15 protein-coding genes are annotated in these 19,526 nt (G+C 57.7%); 6 read left to right on the top strand and 9 right to left on the bottom strand.

Annotated elements, in window-relative coordinates; all coding sequences use genetic code 11:
- Positions 1-44: 44 nt before the first annotated feature.
- Positions 45-548, bottom strand: coding sequence for a 3-hydroxyacyl-ACP dehydratase FabZ family protein (locus tag SH661x_RS22440; protein WP_437226253.1), 504 nt, complete (start codon positions 546-548; stop codon positions 45-47).
- Between the two features lie 93 nt (positions 549-641).
- The gene (locus tag SH661x_RS22435) at positions 642-1,601 is read right to left on the bottom strand and encodes an HAD family hydrolase (RefSeq protein WP_437226251.1); all 960 of its coding nucleotides are present in this window, start codon (positions 1,599-1,601) and stop codon (positions 642-644) included.
- Between the two features lie 795 nt (positions 1,602-2,396).
- On the opposite strand from SH661x_RS22435, the gene SH661x_RS22430 reads away from it, so the two are divergent.
- Positions 2,397-3,806, top strand: a complete 1,410-nt coding sequence (locus tag SH661x_RS22430; protein ID WP_437226249.1) for a tetratricopeptide repeat protein — start codon at positions 2,397-2,399, stop codon at positions 3,804-3,806.
- A 46-nt stretch (positions 3,807-3,852) separates the two neighbouring features.
- Here SH661x_RS22430 and dtd read toward each other — a convergent pair whose 3' ends face one another.
- The 3 genes from dtd to SH661x_RS22415 form a co-directional block, all read right to left on the bottom strand.
- Positions 3,853-4,302, bottom strand: coding sequence for a D-aminoacyl-tRNA deacylase (dtd, locus tag SH661x_RS22425; RefSeq protein ID WP_437226247.1), 450 nt, complete (start codon positions 4,300-4,302; stop codon positions 3,853-3,855).
- 117 nt (positions 4,303-4,419) lie between these two features.
- Positions 4,420-5,412 carry a phosphate acyltransferase gene (locus tag SH661x_RS22420; RefSeq protein WP_437226245.1) on the bottom strand — a complete coding sequence of 331 codons (993 nt, stop codon included), beginning with the start codon at positions 5,410-5,412 and terminating at the stop codon, positions 4,420-4,422.
- A gap of 55 nt (positions 5,413-5,467) precedes the next feature.
- Positions 5,468-6,784 carry a PQQ-binding-like beta-propeller repeat protein gene (locus tag SH661x_RS22415; protein ID WP_437226243.1) on the bottom strand — a complete coding sequence of 439 codons (1,317 nt, stop codon included), beginning with the start codon at positions 6,782-6,784 and terminating at the stop codon, positions 5,468-5,470.
- 186 nt (positions 6,785-6,970) lie between these two features.
- On the opposite strand from SH661x_RS22415, the gene SH661x_RS22410 reads away from it, so the two are divergent.
- Together SH661x_RS22410 and rlmB are read left to right on the top strand one after the other, a co-directional pair.
- Entirely contained in the window at positions 6,971-7,540 is a 570-nt protein-coding gene (locus tag SH661x_RS22410) for a nitroreductase family protein (RefSeq protein WP_437226241.1), read from the top strand.
- Positions 7,537-8,268 carry a 23S rRNA (guanosine(2251)-2'-O)-methyltransferase RlmB gene (gene rlmB, locus SH661x_RS22405; protein WP_437226239.1) on the top strand — a complete coding sequence of 244 codons (732 nt, stop codon included), beginning with the start codon at positions 7,537-7,539 and terminating at the stop codon, positions 8,266-8,268. The genes SH661x_RS22410 and rlmB overlap by 4 nt, the downstream gene beginning before the upstream one ends.
- A gap of 105 nt (positions 8,269-8,373) precedes the next feature.
- Here rlmB and SH661x_RS22400 read toward each other — a convergent pair whose 3' ends face one another.
- From SH661x_RS22400 to SH661x_RS22385, 4 genes are all read right to left on the bottom strand, one after another.
- Positions 8,374-9,504, bottom strand: coding sequence for an FtsW/RodA/SpoVE family cell cycle protein (locus SH661x_RS22400; RefSeq protein ID WP_437226237.1), 1,131 nt, complete (start codon positions 9,502-9,504; stop codon positions 8,374-8,376).
- A gap of 154 nt (positions 9,505-9,658) precedes the next feature.
- Positions 9,659-10,381 carry an RraA family protein gene (locus SH661x_RS22395; RefSeq protein WP_437226235.1) on the bottom strand — a complete coding sequence of 241 codons (723 nt, stop codon included), beginning with the start codon at positions 10,379-10,381 and terminating at the stop codon, positions 9,659-9,661.
- A gap of 155 nt (positions 10,382-10,536) precedes the next feature.
- Positions 10,537-11,907 (bottom strand): Gfo/Idh/MocA family protein, encoded by a 1,371-nt coding sequence (locus SH661x_RS22390; RefSeq protein WP_437226233.1) that lies wholly within the window; start codon positions 11,905-11,907, stop codon positions 10,537-10,539.
- A gap of 202 nt (positions 11,908-12,109) precedes the next feature.
- Positions 12,110-13,696, bottom strand: a complete 1,587-nt coding sequence (locus SH661x_RS22385; protein WP_437226231.1) for a hypothetical protein — start codon at positions 13,694-13,696, stop codon at positions 12,110-12,112.
- 367 nt (positions 13,697-14,063) lie between these two features.
- Here SH661x_RS22385 and SH661x_RS22380 point away from each other — a divergent pair, with 367 nt between their 5' ends.
- From SH661x_RS22380 to SH661x_RS22370, 3 genes are all read left to right on the top strand, one after another.
- The gene (locus SH661x_RS22380) at positions 14,064-14,375 is read left to right on the top strand and encodes a hypothetical protein (RefSeq protein ID WP_437226229.1); all 312 of its coding nucleotides are present in this window, start codon (positions 14,064-14,066) and stop codon (positions 14,373-14,375) included.
- 192 nt (positions 14,376-14,567) lie between these two features.
- The gene (locus SH661x_RS22375; protein ID WP_437226227.1) at positions 14,568-18,764 is read left to right on the top strand and encodes a class I tRNA ligase family protein; all 4,197 of its coding nucleotides are present in this window, start codon (positions 14,568-14,570) and stop codon (positions 18,762-18,764) included.
- Positions 18,765-18,939: 175 nt separating this feature from the next.
- Positions 18,940-19,434, top strand: coding sequence for a hypothetical protein (locus SH661x_RS22370; protein ID WP_437226225.1), 495 nt, complete (start codon positions 18,940-18,942; stop codon positions 19,432-19,434).
- The last annotated feature ends 92 nt before the right edge of the window (positions 19,435-19,526 follow it).

Raw genomic sequence — 19,526 nt, 5'->3', positions numbered from 1 at the left:
CAGGTGGGGCTTTCGCAGGGAGCAGAGTGTGGCTTTTAAGGGGGCTATCGGGCTTCGTTTTCACGGCTGATGGGGACGCCAATCATTTCGCCGTTGTAGACCTGTTTGTCATTGACGAAGCCCTGGAATTCGAAGTGAGCCATCCGCTTTTCTTTGTATTTCGTGACGCGGGCCAGAATGATCAACCGGCAATTTGGATAGACCGGAGCGCGGAATCGCACGTCGGTCATCCCGCCGAATCCCAGATAGTCGCCGGCTTTCAGAATGTCGTACTTGCGGGCATAGAATCCGGCCAGCTGAGCGGCAGCTTCACAGAGCATCACACCTGGCATCAGCGGGAATCCGGGCATATGTCCTTTGATCCAGAACTCGTCGTCGGTCACTTCCTTGAAACCGATGAGTCCGTGCTGAGCCGTGTCGACATGCACAATGCCGGAGAGCTGTTCCATCTCGTGCCGCTGGGGGTTCACCTTGCGGATGTCGTCCAGGGTGAACAGGGGCTTGTCATAGTTGAACCGTTTGTAGTCGAAGATGGGTTCGGCAGGCATGTATCCAGATTCCGTTCAAATTTTTCAGAAACAACTCGAATTAAACATTGTTCGCTGCGATCTCGAAGGGATGCATTCGAGAATGACACAGACTTATAAACTGAGGATCTCCCGCAACTGGCCCAGTTGAGTGATCAACCTGTCCGGTTTCCAGGCCGGGTTCTGAAGATCCGTTCCCTGGACACGGCAACAGGTCTTGTCCGCAGCGTACAAGGCTGTATGAAAACCGTATTTCTTTGCCACTGCAAGGTCATCTGTCAGTCGATGGCTGACATGCAGGACTTGGGCAGGGGCGATTCCCCGTTGTTCAAACTGACTGACAGCCTGCCGGTACAGGGTCTCCGACGGCTTTTTGACGCCGATCTGACTGGAAATCACCACGCAATCCGCCGACAGCAGGTCCCGGACAGAGTGGCTTGAAGACTGCTTTTTCAATTGGTGAAAGAGCTGGGGCAGGGTGAATGCCTGTCCGTCCGCGATGAGCCCGCTGCGAATTCCTCCTTGCCGGAGCAGTTCCAGAATCTGCACGGCGGTCGGTTCGGAAGCTGTCCCCTGCAGGCTCGCGTGGAAGAAATACGCCACCTTGGTGGAGAAGTCTTCCAGATCGCCATACTTGCCTTCATCCCAGACGTACTCGTTCTTTTGAAGGCGCTCGATAATCTTCTTCCAGACCTTGCGGGAATCCAGTTCCAGCAGGTCCCCCTTCTTTTTGGTGGAAGCCATTCCGACATCTTCCACCGTCGACTGATAGATTCGCAGCATCGCTTCCCAGGGCTGACCTGCCTTACGGGTCATGCTGTTCCACATGTTGAATTCTTTGATCGTCTTTTCGATGGCAATCTGCATCCGGAATTCCTGCGGGTGCAGGTGAAGCAGATCTCCGCCGTCAATCTGCAGCAGAGTTCCGTAGACGTTGAACGTCACGAGGCGGATCCCGGGGAGCGGATTCAGGAAGGGTCTGGCTTTCAGGGGAACGACCGCGGGGGGCTGTGGCCAGATCAGGTCGGGACGCTCTTCCAGGCTGACAAGATACTCAGCGAGACCCAGGGGCATGAGTGACGCGTTTCTACCTAGGGGGAATCTGGAAATCCGTTGGGGGCAGCTTACCGCAGTTGCGAATTTGCATCCAGCCGTCACTCTGCCCGTCCTCGGGACTGAAGAACCGGAGTGGAGTGTCAGCTGGCCCCGAGATCTCTGAGCGAAAAACGAAGAATGCCGTACTTCGGTCCCCAAGTGGTGGGAAACCGGCTTCAGTGACTGAGGTGAGTTCCGAGGATGGCACTCTAGGACGTGGGCGAGCGTCCGGTTTCAGCAGGGATTTTCGGGTGACACCCTAGGGGATTCTGGGAGATTTGGTAATTGTTTTACCAATTTTATTTGTGAACTTGCATTTAAAAGGCACTTAAATTGTTTTGCCAGTTCATCTTACAAAATGTTCTGTCGTACACGATATTTTTTACAGTTTAACCCTTGAATTTTACTACGTACGAGTACAAAATAACGTTGCTGTCGGCGTTGGCCCGCACTGACAGCAACTTTGAGCAGCCACCGGTCAGGCCCGTCCGGTGGCTGCTTCTTTTGTTGATAGTCAGATTTTTCCGATGGTCAGAATCTGCGTGACCGTCAGTGTCTCTTCTCCTTGGCCATCCTGCCAATCGCGAACCTCGACGGTTCGAATCAACCTCATGCTTGTTGCCAAACCGGTCCGCGCCCAAAACCCCCGTTGACCTGTTCTCGCCCCGGCGGTTACAAGTCCGCCATTGTTTCCCCAATGGATGGGGGACCGGGAAAGATGTTGCCCATCATCCGATAGCATTAAGCTCTCGAGCCAATGGACTGGAACGAGTCATGAAGCGATCTCTGAGTGTGCTGGCCGTTGCGGGCCTCCTGGCAGGTTCAGGTTGTGGAAAAAGTGACAGCGAAGCACCTCTGATGCAGACCGCCGCAGTCACACCCGCTGAGGTGACTCCGGAAGTTCCTGCGGTTCCTTATGAAGAGCTGCTTTCATCGGCTGACGAACTCGCGAAGAAGCGGGAGTTCAATGAGGCTGTCAAAGTGCTGACGCGGGCGATTGCGCAGGATCCGAACCGGACGGATGCGTTCGTCAAACGGGCTGCCATCTGCTCTGAAGTCAATCTCCTGAGCCAGGCGATTGCCGACATGTCATCCGCACTGAAGCTGGAACCGGACAACGGCAAGTTCCTGAACACACGGGGCTATTTTCTGCTCCTGACCAAGCAGTATGACCGGGCGGAGCGGGACTTCAGCGACGCGATCGGTCTCGATCTGGGGTATGCCCAGCCTTACAACAATCGCGGTCTGGTCTGGGTCGCTCAAGGGAATTATGAGCAGGCGATCAAGGATTTTGACAACGCCCTGAACACCAAGCCGGATTATCTCGACGCCCATAACAATCGGGGGTTCGCGCTCCTGCACCTCGAGAAGTTCGAACCGGCTGTGGAGTCCTTCACCCGCGTGCTCGAACTGGATCCCAACTATCTGAATGCACTCACGAACCGGGCGCGGGCTCATTTGAAGTTGAACCGCCCTGTCGACGCCATTGCGGATTTGACCAAGGCGATCGCCCTGCAGCCAGACCAGCTTCAGCACTACATTTCGCGCTCGGATGCGTATCTGGCGGATGGGAATTCGGCGGCCGCTGCCAAAGATCTGGCGCACGTCGACTGGCTCCGTGCGCTGACGGATCTCAACGTGCGACTGGCGCGGTCCCCTCGGGATGCGGACGCCTGGGCTGCCCGGGCCCGCCATCTGTTGATTGAAAACCGTCATGCCGAAGCAGGCAAGTCGATTCAGAATGCCCTGGCGATTGTCCCGAACCATCTGCAGGCGCTCATTGCCCGTGCAGAGCTGGGTTTACAGACTCAGGACTACGCTGGTGCAGTCATCGATTGTACGGAAGTGCTCAAACGGGAACACAGTTACGAAACGTTATCCCTGCGGGGGGATGCCCAGTTTGCTCTGGAGAAGTTCGGTGACGCCATTGCTGATTACGAATCCGCACGGCGGTTTGATGCACGGGTGGCGGAAGCTTATCGGCGTCGGGCTGAACAGTTCCGCGCCAGTGGGGATGAACAGCTGGCAAGTGCGGATGAACAGTTCGCAGCCGGTCTCGAAAAACGCCTGACCGACGCAACTGTGGCAGTCGAGAAAGCGGAGCCGCGTGAAATGGTCATCGAACAGGCGAGCTACGAGGAATCGGCCAATCTCCCTGCCCGTCCGGCACCGGAAGTTCAATAAGGACGCAACCGCTTGAACCCGGACGGCGTTTCAGGCCGAGGGGACTTTAAAAAACTTTGCGGCTGTCGAGCAGCAGGGTCACCGGACCGTCATTCACCAGACTGACAGCCATCTGGGCCTGGAATCGTCCGGTTTCCACGTGAATTCCGTGTCCCCGGATCTCTGCAACCAGACTGTTGTAAAGAGGCTGGGCGATCTCGGGCCGGGCAGCGTCGATGAAGCTGGGGCGGCGTCCCTTACGGCAGTCTCCGTACAGGGTGAACTGGCTGACAATCAGCATGGCCCCCTTTGCTTCCTCGATCGAACAGTTCATCTTCCCTTCGGCATCTTCGAAGACCCGCAGGCCGCACAGTTTTTCTGCGAGGTAGATGACGTCTTTCTGGGAATCGTCAGACGTCACTCCGAGAAGAACGAGGAAGCCGCTTCCGATCTGCCCAATGATTTCTCCATCGACGCTGACGCTGGCGGAGGTGACACGTTGAACGACAGCACGCATGTGTGGTACGCAGGGGGAAGGGGACGGAGGTCAGGGAGTTATTGAAGAGTCCAGGTGATGATGTGGTTTAGCTGCACACTTCAAGTGTGCAGCTAAACGTGATTCGAAAATGAGCTGCTAATCACCTTCCCGCAGCAGGTGGAGTGCATAAGCGAGGGAATTGATTCGTGTCTCGACGCTGTCCGCGCGGGACATGAAGACAACCGGACTCGTCGTTCCCCGAAGGACTCCGCCGAAGCTGCAGTTGGCGGTATACATGATCCCCTTGACGGTCAGATTCGCAGAAAGCAGATCCGGGAAGACCATGGCGTCAGCGGCTCCGGTGACCTCTCCGGAGATCCCTTTTCGCTGGCCCGCTTCTGATGCGTATGCAAGGTCGAACGACAGCGGCCCCTGAACAAGGCAATTTCCGAAGGCCCCTTCGTTACCGAGTTTGACGAGTTGTTCGGTTTCCAGTGTATCGGGGAGGGCGGGTGTCACCTTTTCCGTCGCTGACATCAGGGCCACGCGCGGAGACTCCGTTCCCAGCCGATGGGCGGTGTCGACGATCAGTTCGATCAGTTGTCGTTTTTGTTCGAGCGTGGGCTGGATCGTGACCCCGGTGTCGGTCATCAGGAAGGAACGCTGGTCCTTCTCGATTTCCATCAGCACCACCTGACAGATGGTTTTTCCGGTCCGAAGCCCGTCTTCCTTGTCGAGCACAGCCTTCATGAGTGAAGGGGTCGCGATCTGACCTTTCATGAGCAGTCGAGCCTGACCGCTGCGAACTGATCGGACTGCGGCTTTTGCGGAGTCGCTTGCTTCTTCAATAATCTCGAAGCCTGCCAGGTCCACATCAATCTGGCGGGCGACTTCGCGGATCTGCTGTGGATCGCCGGTCAGGATCGGGCGGACCCAGCCTCGGCGACGCGTCAGGTCCAGAGCCTGAATCACGGTGGCATCCGCACCACCGGCGGCCGCAACGGCAACCGGACTGGTCGTTTCATCGGCAGCAGCGTACAGAGATTGAAAACTCTTCAAAGGCATGAATATCCACTCGACTTTGGAGGAGCAGTCATTTCGAAACTTGATCGCCCGCTCATTGTGACTGGTCGGGATCGATCCATCCATCGAACGACGTCCATTTCGTCGGGCGATCACGCGAATCACGTGGCGGGCGACCAGCTCAGGGCCTGGAGGCGATCTTGTAAAGATGCCCGAAGGTCCGCAGGAACAGGGCCCCGTGTGCGATGGCGGGGGAAGACCTCATTCCCTCGGACAGAGTGTTTTTTGCGACCTCCTTGAACTCGTCGCCAGCTTCAATCACCGCGGTGACTCCTTCTTCATTGCAGAAGTAGATCAGGCCGTTGGCTGTCACGGGTGAAGCCACAAACGTTCCGCCGATCCGGGCCTTCCAGACTTCGTCACCAGTGTCCGCATTGATGCAGACAGCGACTCCATTTCCGGTGACCATGTAAACGCGATCGCCGATCAGAATGGGACTCGAAAGATCCGAGTTCCCCTTCTCACGGTTCCATAACACATGCGTTTTATCCACGTTGCCCCGGGTTGTGGAATTCAGGTCGACACAGACCAGATTGGCATTGCCCGAGCCTGTGTTGATGATGGTGTGGCCATCATGAAACAGGGGGCGGGACGAAGCGTTGAAGTCGTCGTGCGTGATCGTCCAGAGCTCTTCGCCGGTGAGAGGATCGTAGCTGAAGGCGGCGCGTGACCCCGTTGAGAGGAGCTGCATCCTTCCGTCAACTTCTTTCAACGACGGGGTGCTGTAAGCCTTTCGATAGTCTCCTTCGCCGCGAGGCATTCCGTTTTCGTCAAGGTCGCCATAGTCCGTGCTTCGCGATGTCCGCCAGACGGTTTCTCCCGTGTGTTTGTTCAGAGCGATGAGAAACTGATGGTCGATACCGTCGAACGTCAGAATAAGTAAATCCTGAAAGATGGCAGGAGACGACCCGGGGCCTCGAAAGTGCCGACATTCGATGTCGCGCCGCTGCCAGATCACCTTCAGGGTCCGGGGATCAATCCTGGCTGTCCCATAAGAACCAAAGTGAACGTACAAAGCATCCGGTTCGAGCACACAGGAGGGGGAGGCGTATGTGTTGACCTTGTTGTTGAGCGGCTCGGGGGACTCGTTCTCGAAGAGCAGTTGATGATGCAGCGTCTTCCCGGTCATCTCATCGAGGCAGAGCAGGGACTGACGGGTCCCGTCTTCTGTCGCAGTCGTCATCCAGATCTTCCCGTCGCCGATCACTGGAGTCGAATGTCCGAATTCCGGCAGCGGGACCTTCCAGGCAATGTTTTCTCCAGTGGCTTCGTCCCAGGTTGTCGGCAGTCCGACGCTGTCAGAAGCAGCCGCGTGGCCATCGCAGGTGGGGCCGCCCCGATCAGGCCATGAGAGCGATTGCGGGTCCGCGCCGGTCACCAGATGTGTCGCCATGCTGAAGAGGAATGCGGTGAGCAGACTGCAGGCAGATCGCGGCATGAGGAGGGTCCTGGCCGGGGCAACGGGAGGAGTGCAGAACTCAAGTTTCGGAGATGGATGGCCGGTTTGTCGAGTCCATCAAAGAATTTCAATGACAGTCGATCGCGACCTGTCAGCATCGCTATCGAAAGAGGGATCACGTGGAGTATTCTACCGGTTTTCAAGATCTTGATTTTGGATGATGTCATGTTGGAAGCCTCGCCGGCGGAAGATCCGTTTGCCCGGACACTGCGGACACGCAGAACGATTAATGACTTTCGGGTGGAACTTCCCCCGGAAGACCTGATCCTGCAGGCGATCGAACTGGCCCGCTGGGCGCCGAATCACAAGATGACCGAACCGTGGCGGTTTTATCTCCTCGGCGAGCAGACCGCTTCTCAACTGATTCAAATCAATACTGCTCTGCTGACATCGCAAAAAGGGGCGGATGCTGCCCGCAAGAAGGCCGACAAATGGTCACGCATTCCGGGCTGGATGGTGGTCACCTGTCAGTCGTCACCGGATCCGGTGCGGGATCAGGAGAACTATGCCGCGGTCTGCTGTGCCATTGAAAATCTGATGCTCTTTCTGTGGTCCAGGGAAATCGGCACGAAATGGTCGACGAACATTTTCCTGCAGCATCCGGATGTTGCCCAGCTGCTGAAGATTGATCCAGCGGTCGAGCGGATTGTCGGACTGGTCTGGTACGGATACCCTGCCACCATTCCCGAAGCACGACGAAAACCGATTTCAGAAATTACGACCAGCTACCCATGAATTCGTTGAAACTGACCAATCCGCACAGCGTCCTGGCTGCGCTTGAAGCCCGTCCCAAAGATGTTCTGGAAATTCACGCCAGCCGGGCCAGCGCGAACGAAGGGTGGAAGCGCGTCCTGCAAGTCGGACGGAATCTTGGAATTGCCATCCGTGAGCCGTTGCAGCGGGATCACAGCCCTCGTCGAGATCGCGAAGGGGGCCGAGTCGGGACGACGTTTGCCATCGTGCGAGAGAAGCCCGGGATCACCTTGGAAAAACTGTTCGCGGCAGAACCGGCCCGCGGCCTGTGGCTGGCACTGGATCAGCTGCAGGATCCGCATAATGTGGGAGCGATCTTCCGCACAGCTGCCTTCTTCGGCGTGCAGGGAATTCTTCTGACAGTGGATCGGTCCGCACCGCTCTCTCCGACGGTTTATGATGTCGCCTCCGGGGGAGTGGAACACGTTCCGTTCACGCTGCAGACGAATCTGGCCCAGGGTCTGGAAGTGGCGAAGAAACATCAGATGTGGGTGCTGGGAAGTTCCGAGCACGCAACCGAAGACGTCGACACAATTGATCGCGACCGCCGCTGGTTACTTGTCGTGGGCAATGAAGAGAAAGGTCTCCGGCGACTGACGCAGGATCGCTGCGATCAGCTGTGCAGCATTCCCGCACGTGGGGCGGTGGGGTCGTTGAACGTCTCTGTCGCGACGGGAATTCTCATGGCGAGTCTGAGTCGACGTTCGTAGTTCGACAGCTTTTTTTCAGAGCACGCAGCGTCAGCAAGTGCATTCTCTGCACGAAGCAACAAGAAGTCAGATGCACTCGATGACGCTTCGTACTCTGACAGACTGTTACTCGCTCCCAAATTGAAATGGCTGACCCGCGACGTCGAAGCCCGGAGAGAGGGCGATGTTCAACAGGACTCCCATGCTCAGGCCGGTCGTGATCAGGCTCGACCCTCCGTAGCTCATCAGCGGCAAGGTAATCCCGGTGACAGGAGCAAGTCCCACTGTCATGGCTGTGTTGATCATCACCTGGGCTGCGAGGATTGAGACAATCCCCGTTGCGAGTAACCGACCGAACGGGTCACGAGTCATGGCAGCGACCTGAAGACCCCCGGCGAACAGAAGTGAAAACAGAAACAGCGTTCCAAGCGTTCCCGCCAGACCCCAGCGCTCACCCACGAGGCAGTACACAAAGTCAGTCCGGCCAGCGGGGAGTCGATAAGCCTGAGACGCTTCGACTGAAGCTCCGTTCCATTCGCTTCCCCACGCTCCACCCAGTGCCAGCATCTGCTTGGACTGGTGCAGGTGATACCCGTCTTCCATGTCAGGGGCTTCACCGTCCCGCTGCAGGAAGACTGCGGTCACGCGAGATTTCTGTTCCGCGCTCATGTTGGTCCAGACCACGGGTGAAACCGCAACCCCGGCAAGAACCGTGAGTCCCAGGTGCCAGCGTCGGGCACCGGCGGTGTAGAGCATGGCGAACAGAACAGGAAAGAACAGCAGTGCCGTCCCCAGGTCCGGTTCTTTGAGAATCAGCAGGACCGGCAGCAACGTCATCACGAATGGGGGGATCAAGCCGATCCAGGTTCGATGATTCTTCCGGAACATCAGATACTCGCTCATCACGAGGATGAACGAGAGCTTGGCCAGTTCCGATGGCTGAATGGAGATCGGACCGACGAAGATCCAGCGACGGGCACCAAATCGCGCGGGATAGAAATAAACCGCAACGAGCAGGACGAGGGTCAGTGCATAGAACGGGTAGCTGATCCCGCGAAACCGTTGATAGGGAATCATCGCGGTGACGGTCGCCACGATGGATCCCAGTGCCAGCCACACTACCTGTCGGCTGGCGAACTGCGAACCTCCCTCGAGTTCGTCACCCCGGGCGATCCCCGAGATTCCGAGCCAGATGATCGACAGCATCGCCGTTAAGACGATGCAGAAGGGGACCGGGATGGTCCGTCCCTGGAACATGCACTTCAGCCGCGTTGGAATCACTGAACTTCGGCAGGGAATCCGTTTCCCAGCCAGCCCGCCGTCCCCATACTAAAGTCTGCCGGGGACGATCAAAAGAGCAGTTCAACAATCCGGTCGGATGTCGTGGTTCCGAATTCCTCTGAAGCAGGGGCTAATTCGCCTTGCGGGTCAGCCGTTTTGCCAGGGTGTCGATCATGTCGGTGCATTCCTTTCGGGCTGCGATCAATCCTTTCGGGTTGATGTTGCCGCTCCGGCAGTATTCCAGCACGACCTGCTCAGCAGCCATGAGTTCTGCACAGGCGTCGGGAATCTCGCTGGCAATGGAAATCGGAATTGTCGTGACCCCATTGCAGTCTCCGTGCAGGAGCATTCCGGGCTCGATCACGATGCCGCCGACGGTGACTGGCACATTGAGCTGAGGAATGTGGCAGTATCCGTGCGAGCAGATCGTGCCGTTTGTGAACACCGGATAGTCGAGGACGCGCACCTGATCCAGATCCCGACCCGCGCCGGACGTGATCAGGCCGGCCGAACCGAAGGACTTGTACATCGTGCACATGACTTCGCCGAAGGTCGCTGCGGCGGTCGGCTCGTCCAGATCCTGGAAGACCATCACCGGGGGACCGGGGTGATCGGCATAGAGTTCGATCTGGTCTGTCAGTCCGCCGTAGCTTCCCCCTTTCGGTGGAGGAGCCATGCTGCGAAATGTCGAGGTCAGTGCGAACCCGACCATCGGTGGGAGCGCCGGGAAGCAGGACCGGATCGACCCATTCATGTATCCCGTGTTCCGCGGGCGAACATCGAACAGCTCGATCACGTTGCAGACGGTGGGGGTGTCGTAACGTGCAAGTTCAGCCAGCGTCGTTTTGTTCATGTGAATTGGGGGAGCTCAAAGGAGTGTCGGGAGACGGACGGAATCACCACGATAGTAGATGTTGTTCGGGACAAGCATTCAACTTCGCAGATACGAAAAAAGGCGACTCATGCGTGGATGCGCCTGAATCGCCTGAATTCGAAATACCAGATCTCTTAGTATTCCCGTTTGCCCTTCAGTCCCGGAGCAGGGATGGGATACTTGCCGTTCTCGGTCATCTGGACCGGGGCAGGACCATCTGCCTTCAGATCTTTCAGGCCCGGAGCGAATTCATGCTCGCAGTTGAGCATTTCGTCCGCGGTGATTTCCTGGCCAGTGTGAGCAGCCATGCGTCCCATGGAGGTGGTCAGGCTGGACTTCACACCACGCGGAACTTCGTTGTACGGCTTGTCGTTCCGAACCGCGTCGATGAGGTGAGCCCATTCGAACTGGTAAGGATTCCCTTCCGTTTCCGGATACTGCCAGATGAGTTTCGACTTGTCGAAGCTCTGGCCGGAGTAGGTCCGGGCCTTGGCGGGGAAGTGGCCGTTTTCAGAGACCACTGCACAACCCTTGCTGCCGTGAACGTAGGTTGCGAATTCCTGCTTCACGTTCGGCATCGTCCGACCGTACAGGTACATCTTCGCACCGTCAGCGAAGGTGTACTCGACGGAGTAGTTGTCGAAGTTCTGGTCGACATAGTCGCCGCGGTAATGTCGACCGCCGGAAGCCTGTGCTTTCACAGGCCAGTCATTCTTCATCCAGCAGCATTCATCGATGTTGTGAATGTAGAAGTCGCTGAAGCAACCGCCGCTGGCCCACAGGAATCCGTGGAAGTTGGCAATCTGGAACAGCACTTCCGACATCCCGCCCGTGAACGGGTCGACAAATGCGGAACCGACCGGACCATGCATGCGGTAAGCCCGCAGCAGGTTGAGATCGCCGATCTCTCCGTCCTGAATCCGGTTGAACAACTCGCCTCGGGCGGGGCTGTGACGGCACATCAGGCCGACAGCACATTTCAGATTCTTTTCCGAAGCCTTCTCTGCCAGCTCCAGCATCTTCTTGGAAGTCGGTCCGTCCACCGTGACCGGCTTCTCCATGAAGACGTTGAGACCTTTTTCGATCGCGTATTCGAACTGGACAGCGCGAAATGCCGGCGGGGTGGTCAGAATGACAATATCGCCAGGCTTCAGGCAGTCCATTGCTTCTTTGTAAGCATCCAGACCGATGAACTTGCGTTCCGGCGGAACATCGACGTGATCTCCGTGCCGGGCATTCAGGGCGTTGTAGCTGCTGGACAATTTGCTGTCGAAGACGTCAGCCATGGCCTTCAGCTTCACCGGGCCGGCGTTGCTTGAGAAGGCGTCAGCGACAGCACCGCTTCCGCGGCCTCCGCAACCGACAAGGGCGAGGTCGATGGTATTGTCTTCGCTCGCATATGCTTTCGGAAGAACCAGCTGGGAAGCAACAACTGCGGCAGCCAGTTTTCCAGAGGTTTTGAGCATGTCGCGGCGGGTGAGATCGGCGGGACCGAAGGAGGGCATGGGACAGAGTCTCCAGGAAGGATCGGATGGGACTGATATCCCCAACTCTCGCAGATTCGATAAAACTTTCAAGTGACCCTGAAAGTTCTGGGCAGCTTGTGCAAAAATTTGCTCACTCGCCCGCGCGCTTCGGTCCAGTGCTCACAATTCCCGATGAATTGCGAGTGGAGCCAACCCGGTCTGGCACTGCCGATTCAGCCAATCATTCGGCGCTGCTGCGGCGTTCACCTCGGGGCGGGCCGCTTCGGCGTCTTCCATCGCCGCGGCCTGAACCACTTCCACTGCCGCGACGATTGCCGGAACTCCGTCCCTGTTTCTTGACCAGCAGAGAGATGGCGTGTTCCCAGGTGGGAATGTCATCGTAGTTCTGCTTCGGGGCGGGCGCTGGGGCTGCCGCCGGTTCTTCCTCGCGTCCCCGGGACCGGGAGACCGGTTCTGAAGCTGCGGAATCTGAAGTCTGCGTTGAGGGCGAAGAGGCTCGGCGTCGACGAGGTGGGCGACGACGACGGGGTTCGGGCTTCGCGTCGAAATCGTCATCGATTCCGGCACCGAAATCATCGGAATCTTCCACTTTGGCAACGGTGCTCTCGGGGACAACGTCATCTTCGAAGTCGTCGTCGATTCCGCCTCCGAAGTCGTCATCGTCGAAGGACTCTGAAACGACTTTCTTCTGCTGTGGGCGGGCAGGTTTCGATGTCGGCGGAGTCGGATCGCTCAGCACGCCCATACCGAAATCGTCATCCAGATCCTCCGCGACCGGTGCTGGTGGAGGTGACTGAGGTTTGCGGGTTCTCTCCGGGCGTCGTTCGGAGCTCTCTTCCCGCGAGTTGCGAGGGAGACGTTCCACGAAGACTGGGGGTTCATCAGAACGCTCCTTGCGACCGCCGCGCCCAGCATTCTGCTGACGGGGAGGTCGCTGTTCGCTCGATGGAGCATCGACATCGCGAGGCTCCCGGTTCTGTGCCCGGGTCTCCGAGGCTTCCGAAGTCCGCTCTCCGCGTCGGCGGGAATTGCGACCGGACCGTTCCCGACGCGGCCGTTCGCTTCGGGTTTCTTCAGCCGGTTCCGCTGAAGTCGACGGGATTGGTTCTTGTGCAGTTTCTTCGACGCGGGATTCCTCACGCTGGCGACCAGATCCCGATCGTCGATCCGAACGCCGGTCGGAACCGCGTCCGCTGTCTCGGCGGGAGCCGCGTCCACCACTGCGAGAACCACCGCTTCGCGATCCGCTTGATGTGGACTCGGATGCTTTGTCTTCCCAGCCGTCCCACCCTTCAAGGGCGTCCCAGTATTTGTCCTTGGCAGCGGCATCCTCAGCGGGAGCGGTCGGCTCTTCTTCAGAATCCTCTTCTTCGTCGAGATCCTGGGAGGCAGCTTCCGGGCCCTCGTCGTCCGAAACCAGTTCGACCCGCTCAAACTTGGATTTTGAGATTGTGACTGAGCTGACCGGTTCGTCGTCCAGATCATCTCCCAGCCCGCCGCCGAAATCGTCATCCCAGTCATCGATGGGCTGAGGTCGCGAAACGGGTGCCGGTGGTGCTTTGGCAGCTTTCACGAGCCAGGCGAGCGGATCTTCGTCATCCGCGGAATCCGGCGCAGCGGCAGCACTCTGCTGTGTTGCAGCGGGTGCTTCCTTCGGCGGACCGAAGCCGAGATCCTCCAGCCCCAGGCCGTCGACCTCGAGCGGCTCGTCGGAGTCGTCATTGGCGTTGAAGTCGATCCCCAGCAGGTCGTGCGCGAGGGATTCGAGATTGTCATCAGCAGGCTGTGGCGAAGGTTTTGCGGTCATTCCTTCAGGTTATCGCCGCTGCAGGCGGACTGCAACGTTCCAGCACGGTGTCGGAACCGGTCTCGGGAAGAGTTTTTTCGAGGAAAAGCGAGAACTGTCAAAAATGTGACTCAACGATGCAACTCCCTGCTGTCGAACAATCACGGGAAGTTGGACGGGGTCTGGTCAGGCCGGAACGTCCGAATGAACCGGTTGAAACGCGAAACCGCCCTGGCGGGGCGCTTGACAATCGTCGTTGAATCCAGTATCGACCCGCGTAAAGAATTCCGTATCCGCATTTCCAGTTTGACGCACATCGTTCCAGTTCAGGGCCGCGCAGGACCAGACTGGTTCGTTGGACAACGAGACCAAGAAGGCTCTAACAATCATGACCAGGACATTTTTTCCGCAGTTCGACGTGGACTCTTTGCAGATGGAACCGCTTTGGGAACAAGACGTTGCGGATTTTCCTGTGATGGTTTCCGATGACGATGACGATCTCGAAGAACTCGACGACGACGGGGACGATGACGACGACCTCGAAGATGAAGAATTTGACGAAGAGTTCGACGAAGAGTTCGAAGATGACGATCTCGAGGACGACGACTTCGAAGACGATGAAGAATTCGAAGACGATGAAGACGACGACGATGACGATGACGATTTTGAGGACTTTGAAGACGACGATGAGGAATTCTAACTGACTTCCGGACCGCGCGGCCCCTGGTCCAGTTCTGGAATCCACTTTCGCCGATGTCGGCCCCGCTGCCGACATCGGCGATTTCGTTTGCCCCGGTCAGCTTTCGGCACTGAGGAAGCGCATCCCTGCGGGATTGCGGCTAAACTCTTCCACTCGACCATTGTCCCAAATCCCTAGACCCTAGTCCCTCTCATGTTTCAAAAAGTTGATGAAGCCCGGTTTCTGGATGGGGAACACGAAGTCCTGCGATTCTGGGAAGAACAGCGCATTTTCCGTCGGCTGCAGGAGCAGAATCGCGGGAAGCCGAAGTGGTCGTTCCTCGATGGCCCGATCACCGCGAACAATCCGATGGGGGTGCATCACGCCTGGGGTCGCACCTACAAAGATGTCTTCCAGCGTTACCGCGCCATGACCGGTCACGAACTCCGGTATCAGAACGGCTTCGACTGTCAGGGACTCTGGGTGGAAGTGGAAGTCGAGAAGCAGCTGAAGCTCGGCACCAAAAACGCCATCGAACGCTACGGCATCGACCATTTCACCCGTGAATGCAAAAAGCGGGTGCTGAAGTTCGCAGCCCGGCAGACAGAGCAGTCCATCCGGCTCGGATACTGGATGGAGTGGGACAACCCGGAGGAGCTGCGGAAGCTGGCCTCTGCGATTGGAGGAGTCGAGAGTCAGGAAGGGTTGAAGGTTGAAGGTTTAAGGTTAAACGAAGATGCCGCATCCTCAACCATCAACCCTAAACCTTCAACCACTGCTACAGTGACGTACACGACAGCACGGGGACAAGAAATCACCGGCGGTGCGGAGCAGATCACCGCGAAGCTGGGCAACCCCGAATGGGGGGGAAGCTACTTCACGTTCTCGACCGAGAATAACGAAACGATCTGGACCTTCCTGAAGAAGTGCTTCAACCGCGCGAAGATCTATCGCGGACACGACGTCATGCCTTGGAGCGGACGGGGCGGGAGTGCGTACTCGCAGATGGAAGTGGCCGACGGCCGCAAGCTGACAACGCACCGCAGTTGTTTCGTGCGATTTCCGTTGATTGTGGATAAGGAACACGGAACCACGGAGGCACGGAGACACGGAGATGAGCAGCTTAAGGAGTATCTTCTGATCTGGACGACGACCCCCTGGACGCTGACTGCGAATGTCGCAGCTGCGGTCAATCCGGATCTCGACTATGTACAGATCAAGGCGAAGATCAAAGGTGATTCAGAGCCAGCGATCTACTACTTCGCCAAAGACAACCTGAACTTCAAACGTCTGGAAAAGGAGTTCAAGGAAGGCTTCGGGCGACCGGAATGGACCTGGCCGGAAGGGGTCGGCAAGCTGAAGAGCATTGCCCAGATCTTCAAGGAACAGGGAGGATTTGAAGAACTCGGCACGGTCAAAGGGGCCGAGATGGTCGGCTGGCGCTACGCCGGGCCGTTTGATGATCTGGAAGCACAGCAGACAACCGGCGGCGTCGAAGCTCATCGCGTCATCGATGGCGGGCGCGACTTCAAAGGCAACGCGAACGTCGTTGCTGGTGAAGGAACGGGAATTGTTCATATCGCTCCCGGGTGCGGGGACATCGACCATAAGATCGGCGTTGAACTCGGTCTGCCGGTCATCGCTCCGCTGGGAGAAGACGGTCGCTACGGAGAAGGCTTTGGAGCCTTTACCGGCCTGGAAGCGAATCAGCCCGCCACAGCGGATCTTGTCTTCGAAGAACTGAAGAAAAAAGATCTGCTGGTCAATGTCGAAACCTACCCGCACATCTATCCGTTCTGCTGGCGGACCGGAGATGAACTCGTCTTCCGACTTGTGGATGAGTGGTTCATCAACATGGACTGGCGGGAAGAAATCAAGGATGTCACGAAGGCGATCAACTGGCTGCCGGAAGCGGTTCAGGGACAGGCCCGCGAGCTCGAATGGCTCACGACGATGCGGGACTGGATGATCTCCAAGAAGCGTTTCTGGGGACTGGCACTTCCGATCTGGATCGATCCCGAGAACCCCAGCGACTTCGAAGTCATGGGCTCGCTCGCTGAGCTGAAGGAACGGGCCCTCGACGGCGGTGAAGGCTGGGAAGAATTCGAAGCGGGCGGTTATACCCCGCACCGTCCCTGGATCGACAAAGTCAAAATCCGCAGCCAGAAAACCGGCAAGCTGCTCTCGCGTATTGAAGACGTCGGCAATCCTTGGCTGGACGCGGGGATCGTGCCGTTTTCGACGCTGGGATATCAGAGGTCAGAGGGCAGAGGGCAGGGGGCAGCAGAAGAGCAATCTCTCTCAACTCTCAACTCTCAACCCTCAGCGCTCGTCTGGCAGGACTGGTATCCCGCCGACCTGGTTCTCGAGTGCTTCCCCGGGCAGTTCCGGAACTGGTTCTACTCGCTGTTGTCTCTCTCGACGATGATGCGGTATGACGAAACCGACGATCCGGAAGAGAAGAAGCCGTTTAAGAACCTGTTCGGACACCGCCTCGTCATGAACGAGGAAGGGAAGCCGATGCACAAATCGGACGGCACAGCCATCTGGTTTGAAGAAGCTGCGGAGCAACTGGGGGTCGATACGATCCGCTGGATGTATCTGGCGCAGAATCCCGCTGTCGACCTGAAGTTCGGGACTCGCCACGCCGGTGAGCCTGTGACCCTGCAGACGCCGGAAGGTCCGATCTCGGAGACGAAAGAAGGCCTGACCACCTGTAAGGTGACAAGCAAGCCTGCGGATGACATCCGTCGGCAGGCCCTCATTCCGCTCTGGAACAGTTATGCGTTCTTCGTGAACTATGCTGTGCTCGATGGCTTCGATCCTCAGCTTCCGCAAGTCCCGCTTGCGGACCGCCCGGAGATTGACCGTTGGGTTCTCTCGCGATTGCAGGAACTGACGAAGACCGCTCACGAGAGCTTCACCAGCTATCGCGTCTCAGACTTCATGGCGGCAGCGACAGAGTTCATCGACGATCTTTCGAACTGGTACATCCGTCGCAACCGGCGTCGGTTCTGGAAAGCACGCGAAGAGCAGTCAGCAGTCAGTAATCAGCAATCAACAAGCCCAAGCCCGAAGATCGCATCGCCGGGAGCCACCGCCGAAGACATCTTCCGCGTCTACTTGTCCTCGCAGAAACTCGGGTTGAATCGCGATCGGACGACATTGGTGCGCGAAGTCTTTTCAACCAGCGAATCGTTCACGCTGGACCAGCTGATGGTCCGCCTGAGCCGTTACAAGGATGGGAAACGACTGCATCGTGCCGACGTTCAGCGGGGTCTGAAGCAGTTAGAAGCCGCCGGCCTTCTCAACTTCGAAGCTGCCGGGGCCGGAGTCTACCACCCCGCTCAACCTTCAGCCTTCAAATCCCCACCGTCGACTCCCACCTCCGACGCTGCAACCTCATGGGACGCGGATAAACTCGCCGCCTACCAGACGCTGTATGAAGTGCTGGTCACGCTGTGCAAGCTGCTGGCTCCCAGCATTCCGTTCCTGACGGAGCGGATGTACCGCAATCTCGTTGAGTGTGGAGAGTCGAGTGCGGAGTGTGAAAGCAGTTCTCTCAACGCTCAACACTCAACGCTCAACGCACCAATTTCCGTCCACCTCTGCGAATACCCGGTTGTCGATGAATCGAAGTTCGATCCCGATCTGAACTGGAAGACGCATCAGGTTCAGGCGTTGGTCCGGATGGCTCACCGGCTGCGTGAAGCTGCTGAGTTGCGGGTCCGGCAGCCGCTGGCCGAGCTGCGGTTTGCCTGCCGGGATGATCGTCAGGCAGCGGCCCTGGAGCAGTACCGCGATGTCATCGCTGATGAACTGAATGTGAAACAGATCACCCGGGCGGAACACCTGGACGAGCTGGTCAGCTACTCGTTCAAGCCGAACCTGAAGACGCTCGGTCCAAAGTACGGCAAGGTCCTCAACGCCATTCGCACAGAACTGGCCACGGTAGATCCCGCGGTGATGGCTCCGCTGCGGAACGGCTCTTCCGTGACACTCACCATCGGCGGCGAACCAGTGACGCTCGCACCGGAAGATGTCATGGTCAGCGTGCAGCAGGCCTCCGACTGGGCGAGCGCCGATGACGACGGAATCCAGATCGCACTGTCCACGAAGCTGACGCCGGAACTGGTCGCTGAGGGCATGGCTCGAGACATGATTCGCCAGATTCAGCAGCTGCGGAAGGACGCAAATCTGGAAGAGAATCAGCGAATTCACGTCCAGTGGAGCCCGGCAGGAAGTTCAGCTGTGGTGGACGTGGCCAGCGTCATCAGCAACTGGGAAAAGACCATCACGGCAGAGACCCGTGCTGACGCCATTGAGCATGTCGAGACTGCCCCGCTGAACGGAAAGAACGTGACGCTGGGTGAAGTGCAGATCGCATTGGCAATTCTCGGGAAGGAATAAACGAAATTCCGTAATCCGGTTTCGACGCAAAATGCCTTCCGGAGAGATGGAAGGCATTTTTGCTTTCGTCAGATGTCCGTAACGTTACCTGGTGCGTATCATTCGTGAAGTGATCGGCAGGGAGGTGTTCAGCCTGCAGACAGTTGACCATCGTAGAGTGAACGCCCTACGATCAATGTGGGCCGATTTTTCACTGGATGCCGCGTTGTTCCGTTTTGTCAGGCAATACGAAGTTCTTGCAGCAGTCGTCTTTCGACTGGTGTTGATGACCTCGTTATGGCAAGGGCCCGTAGTCTGGGGGCATTCCCATCACCAGACAGAAGCGGAACTGGCAGACCACATTGCCCGGTTTCATTCCGGGGTTTCGGATTGCCGGTGCAACGGCTGGCACTGGCACTGCTCGCTGCCGGACGATGTTGCCCCCAAGTCGTCAGGGCAGAGCAACGGCAACGGGAAGTGTCCGTCCTCGCCACGCGACCTTGTGCGGGTTGTCACGTTTGACTCCGCCAGCAGCTTTTCGGTGGTCGGCTATTTAAGCTTTGACCGCTTTCCCTCGCACGCTGCGATGCATCCTCTTTTGAAAACGTCGCAAGGGGGGAGTACTCAGCTGCTCTTCCCGTTTGAGCACGCGCACGCTTCGCAGTACGTTCTTTGCCGGATCGTCTGCTAGACGGCCTGATCGCTCTTGAACAACTGGTTCAGGAACCCGCTCGACTGAGGACGAACCTCGCCCATGCGGCAGCTGACCTGAAATTGTCTGTT

Source organism: Planctomicrobium stercoris (genome assembly GCF_051465655.1).
In the GTDB taxonomy this organism is placed as follows: Bacteria; Planctomycetota; Planctomycetia; order Planctomycetales; family Planctomycetaceae; genus Planctomicrobium.
The sequence above is the reverse complement of the archived record's forward strand: the minus strand, read 5'-3'. Positions and strand labels throughout refer to the sequence as shown.